This is a genomic window from Aquifex pyrophilus (assembly GCF_054656935.1).
Genome location: NZ_BAAHXJ010000005.1, coordinates 536,797 through 552,107 on the forward strand (window position 1 = coordinate 536,797; position 15,311 = coordinate 552,107).

Consider the following 15,311-nt stretch of genomic DNA (forward strand, 5'->3'; position numbering starts at 1 on the left):
TGAGATTTATCAGAAAATCGTTATATCTTTTAGGTATTCCCTGAAGGCTTTGTTTATGTAAAGACTTCCGTCCTTGTAAAGGATGAGAACTCCAGCTTTTGGGAAGTTTCTCAGGATTTTCTTAATTTCTCCCTCGGGTGATGCAAATAGAGCGGTAGCAAGGGCATCCGCAACCGCACACCTTTCGTGAAGAACGGTAACCTGGAGTTTATTTCCTTCCTTTCCTATAATGTGTTTTCGGAAGTAATTTCCTGAGGTTGATATGCACACATCCCCTTTATTCTTAGCTTTTAGGAGAATGCCTTTCGTTAAGGGGTTGTAAATGCCTATCTCCCTCGTGTGTCCCCATATGGCCATATCCCCCGAAAGGGCAAGAAATCCCTTCTCGGTTTTTAAGAACTCTTTTGCCTTGTCAAGGGCGTATCCCTTTCCTATGCCTCCAAAGTCAAGGGCCATACCTCTTTTCTTTAGAAAGACCTTGCCATCCCGAAGGACAACGTTTCTATAGTTTATGAGTTCCTTCTTTTTGTTTATCGTGTAGCTTCCGACCGTTGGGTCAAAGTATCCATAAGTTTTTCTTGCCATCTCAAGGGATATCTTTACGAGTTCATAAGTTTCACGGGAAACTTTTACGGATTTTATGTCTGCGTTTCTGTTTATCTGGCTCACATCGGACTCGGGAATAAAGTGGGAAATCTTCTCCTCAAGCCCCCTCAGGTATCTGTAAACCTTTACCTCCTTTCCCTCAATATTATCGGTTATCAGATAAGTTCCCATAAGGTAAAAGACTCTTTCGGCAAAGAGAAAGGAAAGGAGAAGGAGAAGGAATATCATCTCTTCGGGAAGAGTATCTTTCTCTCTCCGAGTTTATAGCTCTCCTTTAGGTATGGTTTTACTTCCTTTGAAAACTCTTTTTGACCGAGCATCTCAAGAGCTTCCTTCATTTTGTTGGGCATTATCGGGTAAAGGAGGTGGGTAAGGACATTAAGCCCGTCAACGAGTGCGTATAAAACCTTTCTTAACTCTTCTGTCCTTCCCTCTTTGTTGAGATTCCAGGGCTGTTTCTCGTCAACATATTTGTTGAGGTAAGAAGTGAGCTTCAGTGTCTCCTCTATTGCCCTGTAAAAGTTAAGCTCCTCCATAAACTTCTCATAGTTCTCTATAACCTCTTTTGCGAATTTTTCATACTCCTGGTCCCTCTCCCCGCTCACCTCTCCACTAAGGAACTTGTTTCCCATGTTTACAACTCTGCTGTAAAGATTCCCTATCTCGTTTGCGAGCTCTCCGTTAATCCTGTTTAAGATAGCTTCCTTTGAGAAATCCCCGTCCTGACCAAAGGGAACCTCTCTCAGGAGGAAGTATCTTACCTCGTCAAGCCCGTATTCCTGAACAACCTCGTAGGGGTCTATCACGTTTCCGAGGGTTTTTGACATCTTCTTCCCCTCAACGGTCCACCAGCCATGGGCAAAGACCTTTTTCGGGAGCTCGTATCCGAGGGACATGAGGAAGGCAGGCCAGTAAACGGTGTGAAACCTGAGTATATCCTTCCCGACTATATGGAGGTCCGCAGGCCAGTATATATCCACCTTATCCTCAAGGGCGGATATGTAGTTAAAAAGTGCGTCAAACCACACATAAATGGTGTGGTTCGGGTCAAAGGGAACGGGTATCCCCCATTTTACACGCTCTCGCGGTCTCGTAACCGAAAGGTCCTTCAATCCCTGCTTTACGAAGGAAATAATTTCGTTCCTCCTATAAGGTGGTTGTATAAAATCGGGGTTTTTCTCGTAAAGCTCAAGGAGCTTATCCTGATACTTGCTAAGCCTGAAGAAGTAAGAGGGTTCCTTTATGTATTCGCACCTCTTCTGGTGTATGGGACAGGTGTAATCTTCGGCAAGCTCCGCCTCGCTCTTGAACTCCTCACATCCGACGCAATACCATCCCTCATACTCACCGAGGTATATATCACCTCTTTTGTAGCACTCCTCAAAGACCTTCTGAACGAACTTCACGTGATAGGGGGCCGTTGTTCTTATGAACTTCGTGTATTCTATCTTCAGGAACTCCCAGAGCTTTTTAAACCTCTCCGCATTCCTGTCAACGAGCTCCTTCGGGGATATCCCGAGCTCCTCCGCCTTTTTCTGTATCTTTAGGCCGTGCTCGTCCGTTCCCGTGAGGAAGAAAACGTCGTAATCTCTCATTCTGTAGTATCTCGCTATTGTGTCCGCGGCTATGGTTGTGTAAGCGTGCCCTATGTGGGGAACGTCGTTAACGTAATATATGGGAGTCGTAACGTAAAACTTTTTTCTCATGGTTTTTAATTATACGTTTTATAATCTTTTATTCGGGGTTTGTGAATGGATAAGCTGGTTATCTTGGGTGCCCAGTGGGGTGATGAAGGTAAGGGAAAAATCGTTGACCTCCTGTCGGAGCATTACGATATAACCGTAAGGTATCAGGGGGGAAGCAACGCGGGGCATACAGTAGTTGTAAACGGGGAGAAGTTCATACTTCACCTCCTTCCCACGGGCATACTCCACGAGCACGTGATAGGCGTGATAGCTCAGGGAATGGTCGTAGACCTTGAGGTTTTAAAGGAGGAGATAGAAGAGCTTGAAAGGAAGGGACTTCCCGTTAAGGAGAGGCTCGTCATAAGCGACAGGGTTCACCTCGTTATGCCCTACCACAAGGTTCTTGACGCTTTATTTGAGAAAAAGAGGGGGATAGGAACCACGTTAAGGGGTATAGGTCCCGCTTACATGTTCAAATACGGAAGGAAGGGTATAAGGATTTCGGATTTATACGACGAGAAGAGATTTTACAGCCTCCTTGAGGAAAACATAGACTTCGTCAAGAATATATGCGAGAAGGTTTTCTGTGAGAAGTTTGAGCTTGACGTTAAGGAGATTTACGAGAAACAGCTCAGCATATTTAACGAGATAAAGGAGAACGTAAAGGACGTTTTCAGGTTCCTCACAAGGACTGAAAAGAGCGTCCTCTTTGAGGGGGCTCAGGGAACGCTTCTTGACATAGACATGGGAACTTATCCCTACGTTACCTCCTCAAACTCCTCAGCTCTTGGGCTTTCAAACGGAACGGGTTTATCCCCCAAGTATTTTTCGGACGCTTACCTAGTCGGCGTTGCAAAGGCTTACCTCACAAGAGTGGGAGAGGGTCCATTCCCTACGGAGCTTAAAGGAGAACTCGGAGAGAGGTTGAGAGAACTGGGGGGAGAATACGGCTCAACGACGGGAAGACCGAGAAGGTGCGGATGGCTTGACCTTGTAGCCCTCAGGTATGCGGTTGAGGTCAACGGGCTTGATGCTCTAATAATAACCAAGCTTGACGTTCTTGACTCCTTTGAGGAGATAAAGGTGTGCGTTGCCTACGAGCTTGACGGAAAGGTAATAGACTACTTCCCCGCATCCTACACCGATATAAGCAGGGTAAAGCCCGTTTACAAAACCTTAAAGGGATGGAAGAAGAATACTAAGGGGATAAGGAATATAAGCGAGCTGCCGGAAGGTGCGAGGGAGTATATAAGACTTATTGAGGAGTTCACGGGAGTTCCCGTTATAATGCTCTCTACGGGGCCAAAAAGGGAAGAGTTCGTATGGCTGAGGGAAATACTCAAGACAAAAAGAAGTTATTCATAAAAAGGGCGAGGCAGTTCGCATACTCGGTTATATTCGGCTACACGCTCCTCCTCGTGGGTGCCTTTATCCTGTATCCTTACTTTAAGATGCCCGTCGTTCCCGAACTCGTTCGCTATGTCATAACCGCTCAGGTTATATCCGCTATCTTCTCTTACGCGGTTTCCTTCCTCGTGAGGAAGCTATTCCTTCCCGTGAAGGCTGAGGGGGATTACTGGGGGTATATCGCCATGAGGAGATACTTCTGGAGCTACGCCCTTATTACGCTCCCCTACTTCCTCGGATACCTATTTTTCATGTTTGCGGGACACATCCAGAGCGTTATACTCGGTTATATGCTAAGCACTGCGGGAGTTCTTCTCTTCCTTCCCAGGGAAGGGGACGTGGTATGAGGGTGTTCTTTCTCCTTATACTCGCCTTCTGGTTTTCCTTCGGAGGGGTTATTCTCAACTTTGACGAGGTTGATATAAAAACCGTAGCGGTTCAACTGGGAAAGCTACTCAAGAAGAACGTAATAATAGACCCGAGGGTGAAGGGAAAGATAATACTCATATCAAACAAGGAGGTTAGCGAAAAGGAAGCCCTTGAGCTTTTCTCCCAGGCCCTCGCACCCCAGGGTTATGCGGTGATAACCGAAGGAGATACCATAAAGATAGTTCCCACGAATCAGGGTGTTCCCTTCACGAGCGTGAAGATTCCGAAGGACGGGGAGCTCGTCACCATAGTTTACAAGCTCAGGAACGTAAACGCCTCTCAGGTTGTCGGAACGCTGAGACCCTTCCTCTCCCCCTACGGGAGGATAGCCTTTCACACCCAGTCAAACACGGTTGTTATTACCGACTACGGGGAATCGGTGAAGAAAATAAGGAGGATACTGAAAGCCCTTGACGGAAAGGGAGCGGGAGGTGAGGTAAGGGTTTACACGCTCAAATACGTAAAGCCCTCTTACCTCCAAAGGCTTCTTAATCCCTTTTCCACGTACTCAAACAAGAAATACGGGGAGCCTACCGTTTTCGGAGCTGTTGACGAGCTCGGCGTTCTTGCGGTTTACGCCCACAGGGAAATTCACGAGGTTCTGAAAGATATAGTAAAGAAGATAGACACACCTGAAACCGCGGAATCCGAAAGAAGCTTTTACATCATTCCCCTTAATTACATATCCGCGGAAGAGCTCTACGAGAGCCTTAAATCCCTCTTTCAGGGTGTAAAGCCGACCTCGGTAAAACCAAAGGGCAAGAAGGGAAGCCTTCAGCCCATATCCCTGAGAAGCGGTATGAAGATAGGTATAGACAAGAGAACGAACTCCCTTATACTCTTCGCAACTAAGGGGGAGTATGAGGCCGTAAAGTCCTTCATAAAGGAGCTTGACAGGAGGAGGAAACAGCTCCTCCTTACCGCAACGGTCGTTGAGGCGTCCGCAAAGAGCATTCTTGAGAGCGGGATAAGGTGGCAGATTCTCGGAACCCACGGGGGTGCGGCTTTCAAGGGCTCATCCCTTCAGGACGTTTACAACGCTTTCAAGTCGGGCCAGTTCATACTGGGTGCCTTCTCAAAAGCGGGAACGACCGTGAGCATAGGCGGTATAGACTTCTTCTTTCCCGACCTCGTTTTCCTATTCTCACTCCTTGAGCAGGGAACGGGCTTTAAGGTCGTATCAAATCCCAAGATTTTAACCCTTGACAATCAGGAGGCAACCATTAAGGTTGGGCAGGTAGTTCCATTTCCTACGGGGATAAAATACGACGTTAACGGAAATCCAATAATTACATACGACTACAAGGATGTGGGGCTTGAGCTGAACATAACACCGAGGATTACGGGAAACACCGTGAGACTCGTTATAGACCTCAAGCTCCAGGAGATAACGGGATACCTTACGAACGAGGTTTCGGGCGTTAACTACACCGTTCCCATAACCTCAAACAGGGAGTTAAACTCGGACGTCGTTATTGAGAGTGGAAAGACAGTAGTTATAGGGGGACTCATAAGCAGAAAGAGTCTAAAAAGCGTTGAGAAGGTCCCGGGACTCGGGGACGTACCCCTTGTGGGAAGACTTTTCAGATATGACAGGGACGAAAAGGACCGAACGAGCCTCTTTATATTCCTCACACCTTACGTGATTACCTCACCCGACGAGCTTTCAAAGATAACGGAGGCCCATAAAAAGCTTGCGGAAAAATTGATGAAGGAAACAAAGAAGAAAAAAAAGAAAAAAGAGATAAAGGTAATGCCCGATGAGGAAGAGGACCTTATTTAACGCTCTTCTCTCAATTATCGTTTTTTTATTAAGCTTAGTTTTATTTTTGTTTTTTACATTCCCTAAGTTTATCTTCATTGATAAGCTTCTTGAAAGATATAAGATTTTTCTGATTTCCGAAAAGGTTTATGAAGGCTATTTCAACGTTATCCTAAACAGGGGAAGGGTTTTTTACTCAAATAAAGAGGTTTTCAATTTTGACGTTGGAAAGCTTGAGCTAAAACCTTTTTATCTCCTTATTAACCTCTCGTGTAAGGGTAGGAAAATAGAGTTAAAGCTTTACCCTTCGGGTGAGATAAATTTTTCCTCGGACGTATACGGATGTTTTAAGGATTTGGAGGAAATCAGGGGAAACGTAGTTTTAAATAAGGACATAAGGGGAAAGCTTGAGCTAAAAGGCCTGAAGGCTCAGGGCTTTAACATTGACAGTGTTATTCTTAACTTCAGAGGTGTGAGGTTTGAAGGAACAATACTTTACGGAGGCATGGAGCTAAAGGGAAGCGGAACGATTAAACTCAATAGGAAGAACATTCTTCTTTCCCGTATAGACGGGAACTTTAGGGGAAGTGGTATAAACTTGAAGGTTTACGGGAATTTAAAGAACCTGAGGGTGAGCGTGAGATGAGGAGGGTTATAGTCGTTCCAGCAAGGATAGGCTCAACGAGGCTGAAGGAAAAGCCCTTAAGAAGAATCCTCGGGAAACCTTTAATCAGGTGGGTGATACAGAACCTTAAAAAGACGGGAGAACGGGTTATACTCGCAACGGACAGCGAAAGGGTTAAGGAAGCGGTTGAGGATTTATGCGAGGTTGTTTTAACTCCATCGGACCTTCCCTCCGGAAGCGACAGGGTTTTACACGTTGTAAGGGATTATGAAGCGGAGCTCGTGATAAACTACCAGGGAGACGAGCCCTTCGCTTACAGGGAGGATATACAAAGGATATTCAATTCCCTTGAGAAAGGGGAGGAGGTCGTAACCCTTGCGGTTAGGGATAAGGAAGCCTACACAAGACCCGAGGACGTTAAGGTCGTTCTTGATAAAAGAGGTTATGCCCTTTACTTCTCCCGTTCACCCATACCTTACTTCAGGAAGGAGGACAGCTTTTATCCCTTGAAGCACGTCGGCATATACGGCTTCAGGAGGGAAACACTCCTGAGATTCGGAAGCATGGAAAGGGGAAGGCTTGAGGAGATAGAAGGTCTTGAACAGCTGCGACTCCTTGAGGAGGGGGTGAGGATAAAGGTTCTTATAACGGATAACTACTACCACGGGGTTGATACGGAAGAAGACATAAAAATAGTTGAGGAGAAGCTAAAAGGTTATGTTGGCAAGGAGCGATAGCTTATCAAGGGCGAGGAGTATTCCGAGGCTTATGAGGAGAATACCTCCCGCTATCTCAACGTATTTAAAGAACCTTGAGAAGCTCTTTACGAAGTTGAGGAACAGGCCAAACAAAAGCCCGGCAAGAATAAAGGGTATTCCGAGCCCCAGGGAGTATATGAAGAGTAGGAGAGCTCCCTGGGAGGCTGTTTCCTGCTGGGATGCGAGAAAGAGTATAGAACCGAGAACGGGACCTATGCATGGACTCCACCCGAAGGCAAAAACCACACCCATAAGAAAAGCCCCAGCGTAAGAGAGCTCAGTTTTAGCCTCTATCTTCAGCTGTCTGTATAAATACTCGTGAACCTTCAGGAAATAAAGGATAAGAACTATAGCGTAGGCAAAGAGGAGGTTAAAAAGCTCCTCCATGTTTATAAAGTTCAGGAGGTATAAGGCTACGGGAATGAAGCCGGCACTTAAGTAGGCTTTTAGGAAGTTCCTCCAGAGGAACAGTCCCGAGAAGTGGAGGCCGAAGAATATAACGAGACCGCTTCCCACCCTTATAACCCAGTCCTGGTAATCGTGAAGTAGCTGACCTATAAAGGTCGCACTCGCACCGAGACCAGTAAAGACGAGGGTAAAACCGAGGACGAAATAAACAGCGGACAGGAAAATCTTTATATTAAACTTCTGGGACTTTTCAATCTCCGCAACGCTAACACCGGAGATATAAGAAAGGTAAGCGGGTATAACGGGAAGAACGCAGGGGGAGAGAAAGGAAAGGAGCCCCGCTATGAAGGCACTTATAAAGGTAACTTCCATAATTTGAATTTTAATCTAAAACGAGGTTAAATCCCTTGGCTTCCTCAAGGGCTTTCCTGTATTCCTTTTCCGTTATTCTCCTGGAGAGCTCCGGGTAATCCCAGGCCTTGTAGTAGGGAAAGTACTGCTTCATAACGTTAACCGCAAGTTTATCGTCTATACTTCTCAAGAAATCCATAACCTCCTTTGTGGTTGATATGTCGTTTGGAAGGACGAGGTGTCTTATCAAGAGTCCCCTCACCGCTATGCCCCTCTCATCAACCTTGAGGTTCCCCACCTGCCTGTACATCTCCCTTATAACTTCCTTCGCAACTTCCGGGTATTTCTTAACCTTTGAGTACTTCCTTCCGTAATACTCGTTAAGGTATTTTAGGTCCGCGAGATATATATCAACGATGCCCTCAAGGAGCTTTATAGTCTCCAGGGAGTCATAAGAGGAGGTGTTGTAAACTATGGGAATTCTGAGTCCCTTTTCAACAGCTATGAGAAGAGCTTCAAGTATCTGGGGAACGACGTGGGAGGGTGTGACGAGGTTTATGTTATGGCACCCGTATTCCTGGAGCTCAAGCATAGCATCCGCGAGGTCCTCGGGGGTCATTATCCTTCCCTTACCGAGGTGGCTCACATCGTAGTTCTGGCAGTATACGCACCTCATATTGCAGTATCCGAAGAAAATCGTTCCGCTTCCTCTGTATCCCCTTATGGGAAACTCCTCACCGAAGTGGGGAAAGTAGTCGGAAACGACGACGTATCTCCCGACCTTGCAGAACCCCCTTTCGTCCTCAAGCCTGTTGACCTTGCAGTTATGTGGGCAAACCCTGCACTCTCTTAGCATCTCAAGGGCTTTCTCAACCCTCCTCTCAAGCTCCCCGCTCTCGTAAAGAGAGAGGTAAGAAGGATACTTCATAGGGATTTAAGAAATAAACGTAAAGAAAAAAGGTCAAGGGGGAAGCTCAGTATCCCCCTTCTTCCGGCAGTTTTACCTTACCCCAGAATATCTTGTAAACGAAGAACTTGTAAGTGAGAACTAAAGGAACACCTATAAGCGCGACTATCAGCATAACCTTTAACGTGGTTTCCGAAGAGGCGGAGTTGTAAACGGTAAGGGAGTTTACGGGATTCCTGAAGGGGTTCTCGTCGTATATGGAGGGAACGAGGGTGGGGAATATGCTCACGAAAGCCATCGCTATGAATCCGAGAATGGTTACCGAGGAGGACCAAAAGGCAAGGGAGAAGCGTTTCTTATTTAGGGCAATTATTACCGTAAGGTATCCCACTATTACTATGGGAAGAACGGGGAATATGAAGAGCCTTATAAAGAAGTTCTGAATGAGCTGAGGGTGGTAAATCATCGTAAGAACGTGAACTATAAGGTAAAGAATAGTAGTATCAAACCAGAGTTTTTTCGCAAAGCTTGATGCCCTCTCGGAAAGCTCCCCGCTCGTGGTCATAGCTATGTATATGGAGCCGTGCATGGCTACGAAGCTGAGGGTAAGAAGGGCTATAAAGAGAGCATAGGGGTCAAGAATGTTTATGAGAATTCCCGTATAGGAACAGTCCTTGTCCGCACAAAGCATGTAGGTTTTCACGGTCTCCCCGTAAAGGTCTTTCTCAATAAGCTTGACGGGAAGCCCCTTTATGACGTTCCCGAGCGTAAGACCGAAAAGGAATGTGGCTCCGAAGCTTCCGAAGACGAAAAATCCGTCCATCATATTTCTCAGAAAGAGTGTCGGCATCTTCCCCCTGTATTCAAGTCCTATAGCCCTCAGGATAAGCATAAAGAGTATGAGAATGAAGGGAATGTATAGACCGCTGAAGAGGGTTGCGTAAGCCACGGGGAACGCTGCAAAGAGAGCACCTCCGGCGAGGATTAACCACACCTCGTTTGCGTCCCATACGGGCCCTATGGCGTTCAGAATATACCTCTTGTCTTCTTCGGTTTTAGAAATAAAGGGATAAACTATTCCCGCTCCCAGGTCAAAGCCGTCAAGAACCGCATACATAGCGACAATAAAGCCTATTAGTATGAACCAAACAACGGGAAGGAGCTCCATCATGCCACCTCCTCTGGGGTTTCAGGACCTTTCTTAACCTTGTAAACCATTAAGCCCACAAAAAGGGCAAAAACAAAGCTGTATATGAGCGTAAATAGGATTATTGATGTGAGTATCTGACCCGCGGGAAGGGGAGAAGCTGCGTGCTTTGTCTGGAGAATGTAGTAAACCACCCAGGGCTGTCTTCCCACTTCCGCAACTATCCACCCGAGAATGTTCGCAATTATAGGCAGTGGTATGGAAATTATGAAGAGCTTGAGAAGGGTCTTCCTGTCTTCAAGTCTGTTCTGTATGGTTGAAAAGAATCCCCAGGTTGTTATGAAGGCGAAGAAGAATCCGAGGAAAACCATTCCCCTTAAGCTCCAGAAGGGTATCCATGTGGGAGGGAGGTCCTCCTCGGTTATGTAAAGGGACATTCTTCCCGAGAACTGCCTCGGGTCAAGCCAGAGTTCGGGAAGCTCGTCCTCCTTCACCTCTTCCCCTTTCGCTATCTTCTGGTAGGTTTTAACGAGGTCGTGAATGCCGTAAACCTTTGCGTCGGGGCTGTGGTATGCGAGTATGCTGAGGAGCTTCGGAATCTCAATGCCGGGAACAATCTCAAGACCCGCTCCCGCTTCCGTCTCCCACTTGTTTTCCATCATAGCGAGCTTGAGGGGCTGAGTTCTCGCAACCTGGTATCCGTGAAGGTCTCCCGCTATTATCTGGAGAAGAGATGCAACCATACCGAGGGTTACCGCTATCCTGAAGGACTCTTTCGCAACGTCAAGGTGTTTCCTTCTGAGTATGTAATAGGCGGAAATTCCCGCGACGAAAATAGCTCCCGTAATCAATCCCGCAAGGAACATATGGGCAAACCTGAAGGGTGTTGAGTAATTAATCACCGCTTCAAGGAAGCTCTCAAGCCTCGCAACCCCGTTCTCTATGTAAAAGCCCTTTGGAGTCTGTTGCCAGGAGTTTGCAACGAGTATCCAGAGGGCGGAGAGATTCGTTCCGAGGGCTACCATCCAGGCGGAGAATGCGTAAAACTTGGGGCTAACCCTCTCCCTTCCGAAAAGCAGAACTCCGAGGAAGACGGACTCAAGGAAGAAGGCGAATATAGCCTCTATCGCAAGGGGTGCTCCGAATATATCCCCGACTGTTTTTGAGTATTCGGACCAGTTGGTTCCGAACTCAAACTCAAGAACTATCCCCGTAACGACCCCCGCGGCGAAGTTTATCGCAAAGAGCGTGGTCCAGAACTTACCGATTCTCTCGTAAAGGATATGCTTCTCGTCGTCTTCCTCCATAGCCCACTTTGTCCAGAAAATGGCGAGAAGAACGGATAAACCAAGGGTTATGGGAACGAATAAAAAGTGATACATGGCGGTTAGTGCAAACTGTATCCTTGCAAGAAGAACCGCATCCATTCCCTTACCTCCATCAAGGTTAGAAAGTTCTAACTAAAGTATAATTTTAATTCCTTGCTGAAATGAGTGTATTATGATTTAAGTCAGTAAGTTAATATAAACTTACAAAAACGAGATGTTAAAAGAAAGAGATTACACTGTAAAGTTCTTCTTTAGTTCCTGAAGACCTTTAAAAATCTCCTCGGTATTAAACCTGTCCTTATAGGTTTTTAGAAGAAGTTTCCAGTCCCAGTAGTTATTTTTAGCCTCAAGAAAGGAAACCTTCTCAAGGTTGTTATTCTTGAAGACCGCTATGAAGCTTGATACGATGGGGTAAGGGTGCTTATAGCTTTCCCATATGAGAAGGCCTGCAACAAACTTCTCATTCCCGTTCTTCTCTCCCAGACCTATTACTCCTTTTACTTCCTTTACCTGTGAAGGGTATAGTTTCTTTAAGCCTTCCGAGAATGGTTTGAGTAGCTCTTCAAAGTCCTTCTCGGTCAGCGGCTGGGGCCCTTTTCTCTCCTCCTTTTTAGGTTCATCCCCAAAAGGAAACTCAACAATTTTTCCCATTAGTCTAAATGATACAATTAACCTTATGGTTAGGAAATTTCTTTTATCAACAATCCTGATAATAGCCTTCTCCTTCGGTAGCGTCCTTGAAGACCTTCAAGATGAAATAACGAAGCTCGTTGAAAAGGTCTCCCCATCCGTCGTGACGATATTCGTCGTTAAGGAAGAAAAAACTTACTTCCCCATACCCGAGTTTCCCTTTGACTTTGACTTTCCCTTCAAGTTTAACAGACCCTATAAGAGAAAGGAAAGGGCGATAGGAAGCGGTGTGATAGTGAAGTATGAGGAGGGAAAAAAAGTTGCATACATACTTACGAACGCTCACGTTGTAAAAGATGCTGTAAGAATAATCGTGAAACTTGACAGACATACCGAAAAGAAAGGGGAAATAGTGGGGATTGATACGAAGACGGATATAGCGGTCGTAAAAATATCCTCGGAAGGTATAAAGGATATAGAGGACAGGGTTGCAAAGCTTGGAGACTCAAGCAAGCTCAAAGTAGGGCAGGTAGTTTTTGCGATAGGAAATCCTTTCGGGCTTGAGAGAACCGTAACGATGGGCGTAATATCAGCACTGAGAAGGAGCATAGGCATAACCCAGTATGAGAGCTTTATCCAGACCGATGCGGCGATAAATCCCGGGAACTCCGGAGGTCCCCTCGTAAACATAGAGGGGGAAGTGATAGGAATTAACACCGCAATAATAGCCGGTGCTCAGGGGCTCGGTTTCGCAATTCCCATAAATCTCGCAAAGTGGGTTATGGAACAGATAATACAGCACGGAAGGGTTATAAGGGGATGGCTCGGTGTCGTAATCCAGGACATAACACCCGATATGGTTGAAGCCCTGGGCGTAAGGGAAGGTGTGATAGTTTCACAGGTGGTTAAAGGAAGTCCTGCCGAGAAAGCAGGTCTTAAAGTTGGGGACGTTATAGTCGCAGTTAACGGAAAGAAGATAAGGGACGCGAGGGACCTCCAGTTCACGATAATGAAGATAAGACCGGGAACCGAGATAACGATAACGGTAATAAGGAACGGAAAGAAGATAAATCTTAAAGCGGTAGTCGGTGAGTTTCCCGAAGAGGGAGGCAAAAGAGTAGGCAAAGCAACACCCGAGAACCTCGGTCTTATACTGAGAGACCTCACACCGAGGGAAAGGGAAGAGTTCGGTATTCCCTACGGAGTTATAGTTGAGGGTATATACTCCGACTCCCCCGCTGAATACAGCGGTCTTCAGCCCGGTGATATAATACTTAAGGTGAATAACTATCCCGTGAGAAACGTAAGGGAGTTTTACGCGGTAATAAACAGGCTAAGGGAAGAAGGAAAGAGTAAGGCCTTACTCCTTGTAAGAAGGGGTGGTGCAAATATATTTATTACCCTGGACTTAGAGTGAGGGGTGAGTATGATTCCAGACTCCGAACAAGAGCTTATAAATCAATACTTGAAGAGGATTTCTAAGATACCACTTCTCACACCGGAAGAGGAGAAGGAGCTCGCAAGAAGGGCAAAGCAGGGAGACAAAGAAGCCTTAAAGAAACTCGTTGAATCAAACCTCAGGTTTGTCGTGAGCGTCGCAAAGCAGTATATAGGATACGGACTCCCCTTCTCCGAGCTTATCGCTGCTGGAAATCTTGGTCTCCTCGAAGCTGCTAAAAGATTTGACCCCGACAGGGGTGTCAAGTTCATATCCTATGCGGTGTGGTGGATTAGACAGGCTATAATGCAGGCACTCTCCCAACAAACGGGCGCTGTGAGAATACCCCTCAAGCAATCCCACATAATAAACAGGATTTCCCACGTATACGGGGAGCTATCAAAGAGGCTTGAGAGGGAACCCACACCCGAGGAGATAGCGGAGGAGCTCTCAAAACAGATAATTGCCAAGGAGCTCGAGAAAGAGCTCGGGAGGAAGCCCACGGAAGAGGAGATAGAGGAACGCTTCAAGAAGGAAGGTTATAAGGTATCACCCGAGGAGGTTGAGAAGTACCTTCAGGTCTGCAGGGTTCCCCTATCCCTCGACGCACCTGTGGGAGAAAATGAGGACACCTTCTTTATAGACTTTTTAAGCAAACACGGAACAGCGGAAGTGGAGGAAAAGGTTATCCAGGAGGTTATCCAAAAGGAGATTGACGACCTTCTGAGCAAGCTCACCGACAAGGAGAGGAAGGTTATAGAGCTGAGGTTCGGACTGAAGGGCAACGAGCCGAAGACGCTGAGAGAGATTGGGGAAATTCTGGGACTCTCAAGGGAAAGGGTGAGACAGCTTGAAACAAGAGCCCTCAGAAAGCTCAGGAGCCTCGCAATGAAGAAACACCTTAAGGACTTCCTGAGCTGATGGATGGGGCCCTCTTAATTGACAAACCAAAAGGCATAACCTCAACAAAAGTTGTAGAAAAGGTAAAGAGAAAGCTCAGAGCTAAAAAGGTAGGGCATACGGGAACCCTTGACCCGATAGCAACGGGACTCCTCATTCTATTAATAAATGAAGCTACCCGCTTCGCACAATTTTTGACGAATCTTCCCAAGACATACGTTTTTACCTTAAAGTTCGGAGCGGAAACGGATACATACGACGCGGAAGGAAAGGTTGTAAAAACTTACGAGGGAGAACTTGACTGCGAAAGGTTGAAGGAAATTCTCAAGGAGTTCAGGGGGGAGATTCCCCAAAAGCCTCCCCCCTTCTCCGCCAAGAAAGTTAAGGGAAAAAGGGCTTACGAGCTTGCAAGAAAGGGGGAAAAGGTAGAGCTAAAGCCCGTGAAGGTGACCGTTTACAAGCTCGAGCTTGTGTCCTGTAATCCCGAAGAGAAGGAGGCGGAGCTCATAACAGAGATATCCTCCGGGGGATACGTGAGGAGCCTCGCAAAGGATATAGGGGATAAACTCGGGATAGGGGCTTACGTGAAGGATTTAAGAAGAACAAAAATAGACGGCATATCGGTGGAGGAAGCGGTAAGTTTAGAGGAATTTCTGAGCGCTCCAAACCCCGAAGAGTATATAATCCCCGTTGAGAGCGTTCTCAGGTTCATTCCCGAGGTGAGGTTAAACAGCTTCCTTGCGGGCAGAATTCTTAATGGTCAGAGCGTCCTTATAGAGGGAGAACCTTATAACGGTCTTGTAAAGATATATGATAACGGAAGGTTTATAGGAATTGGTGAGCTTCAAGGTAGAGTTTTAAAACCTAAGCGTTTGTTAGTAAAAAAATGATTTCAGAACTTGACAATAATACACTCAACCTTTAAGTTAT

General features: G+C 46.3%; 15 protein-coding genes. 8 read left to right on the forward strand and 7 right to left on the reverse strand.

Going from position 1 to position 15,311, the window contains the following annotated elements; genetic code table 11:
• Nucleotides 1-9: 9 nt before the first annotated feature.
• Nucleotides 10-834: an FAD:protein FMN transferase gene (locus ACYQZ0_RS06610; protein ID WP_459775809.1), complete on the reverse strand. Its 825-nt coding sequence runs from the start codon at nt 832-834 to the stop codon at nt 10-12.
• Nucleotides 831-2,312 carry a methionine--tRNA ligase gene (gene metG, locus ACYQZ0_RS06615; RefSeq protein WP_459775810.1) on the reverse strand — a complete coding sequence of 494 codons (1,482 nt, stop codon included), beginning with the start codon at nt 2,310-2,312 and terminating at the stop codon, nt 831-833. Before metG ends, ACYQZ0_RS06610 begins: the two co-directional genes overlap by 4 nt.
• A 45-nt stretch (nt 2,313-2,357) precedes the next feature.
• On the opposite strand from metG, the gene ACYQZ0_RS06620 reads away from it, so the two are divergent.
• From ACYQZ0_RS06620 to kdsB, 5 genes are read left to right on the forward strand one after another with little or no spacing between them, the layout of a single operon-like run.
• The gene (locus ACYQZ0_RS06620) at nt 2,358-3,656 is read left to right on the forward strand and encodes an adenylosuccinate synthase (RefSeq protein WP_459775811.1); all 1,299 of its coding nucleotides are present in this window, start codon (nt 2,358-2,360) and stop codon (nt 3,654-3,656) included.
• Nucleotides 3,614-4,045, forward strand: a complete 432-nt coding sequence (locus ACYQZ0_RS06625) for a hypothetical protein (RefSeq protein WP_459775812.1) — start codon at nt 3,614-3,616, stop codon at nt 4,043-4,045. The genes ACYQZ0_RS06620 and ACYQZ0_RS06625 overlap by 43 nt, the downstream gene beginning before the upstream one ends.
• A complete protein-coding gene (gene gspD / locus ACYQZ0_RS06630) occupies nt 4,042-5,910 on the forward strand; it encodes a type II secretion system secretin GspD (RefSeq protein ID WP_459775813.1) in 1,869 nt (622 codons plus the stop codon). The genes ACYQZ0_RS06625 and gspD overlap by 4 nt, the downstream gene beginning before the upstream one ends.
• Complete coding sequence (locus ACYQZ0_RS06635) at nt 5,888-6,535, forward strand: hypothetical protein (protein WP_459775814.1); 648 nt, start codon at nt 5,888-5,890, stop codon at nt 6,533-6,535. The genes gspD and ACYQZ0_RS06635 overlap by 23 nt, the downstream gene beginning before the upstream one ends.
• Nucleotides 6,532-7,251, forward strand: a complete 720-nt coding sequence (kdsB, locus tag ACYQZ0_RS06640) for a 3-deoxy-manno-octulosonate cytidylyltransferase (protein WP_459775815.1) — start codon at nt 6,532-6,534, stop codon at nt 7,249-7,251. The genes ACYQZ0_RS06635 and kdsB overlap by 4 nt, the downstream gene beginning before the upstream one ends.
• On the opposite strand, the gene ACYQZ0_RS06645 is transcribed toward kdsB, so the two are convergent.
• From ACYQZ0_RS06645 to ACYQZ0_RS06665, 5 genes are all read right to left on the reverse strand, one after another.
• Complete coding sequence (locus ACYQZ0_RS06645) at nt 7,222-8,052, reverse strand: cytochrome c biogenesis protein CcdA (RefSeq protein ID WP_459775816.1); 831 nt, start codon at nt 8,050-8,052, stop codon at nt 7,222-7,224. The two genes, kdsB and ACYQZ0_RS06645, sit on opposite strands and share 30 nt — an antisense overlap.
• 10 nt (nt 8,053-8,062) lie before the next feature.
• Entirely contained in the window at nt 8,063-8,959 is an 897-nt protein-coding gene (locus ACYQZ0_RS06650) for a radical SAM protein (RefSeq protein WP_459775817.1), read from the reverse strand.
• A 46-nt stretch (nt 8,960-9,005) separates the two neighbouring features.
• Nucleotides 9,006-10,106: a cytochrome d ubiquinol oxidase subunit II gene (cydB, locus tag ACYQZ0_RS06655; RefSeq protein WP_459775818.1), complete on the reverse strand. Its 1,101-nt coding sequence runs from the start codon at nt 10,104-10,106 to the stop codon at nt 9,006-9,008.
• The gene (locus tag ACYQZ0_RS06660; protein WP_459775819.1) at nt 10,106-11,512 is read right to left on the reverse strand and encodes a cytochrome ubiquinol oxidase subunit I; all 1,407 of its coding nucleotides are present in this window, start codon (nt 11,510-11,512) and stop codon (nt 10,106-10,108) included. The genes cydB and ACYQZ0_RS06660 overlap by 1 nt, the downstream gene beginning before the upstream one ends.
• Before the next feature lie 132 nt (nt 11,513-11,644).
• Nucleotides 11,645-12,064, reverse strand: a complete 420-nt coding sequence (locus ACYQZ0_RS06665; protein WP_459775820.1) for a hypothetical protein — start codon at nt 12,062-12,064, stop codon at nt 11,645-11,647.
• Between the two features lie 25 nt (nt 12,065-12,089).
• On the opposite strand from ACYQZ0_RS06665, the gene ACYQZ0_RS06670 reads away from it, so the two are divergent.
• The 3 genes from ACYQZ0_RS06670 to truB are packed head-to-tail and all read left to right on the forward strand — an operon-like array spanning nt 12,090 to nt 15,271.
• The gene (locus ACYQZ0_RS06670) at nt 12,090-13,460 is read left to right on the forward strand and encodes a DegQ family serine endoprotease (protein WP_459775821.1); all 1,371 of its coding nucleotides are present in this window, start codon (nt 12,090-12,092) and stop codon (nt 13,458-13,460) included.
• 9 nt (nt 13,461-13,469) lie between these two features.
• Entirely contained in the window at nt 13,470-14,402 is a 933-nt protein-coding gene (locus ACYQZ0_RS06675) for a sigma-70 family RNA polymerase sigma factor (RefSeq protein ID WP_459775822.1), read from the forward strand.
• A complete protein-coding gene (gene truB / locus ACYQZ0_RS06680) occupies nt 14,402-15,271 on the forward strand; it encodes a tRNA pseudouridine(55) synthase TruB (RefSeq protein WP_459775823.1) in 870 nt (289 codons plus the stop codon). The genes ACYQZ0_RS06675 and truB overlap by 1 nt, the downstream gene beginning before the upstream one ends.
• The last annotated feature ends 40 nt before the right edge of the window (nt 15,272-15,311 follow it).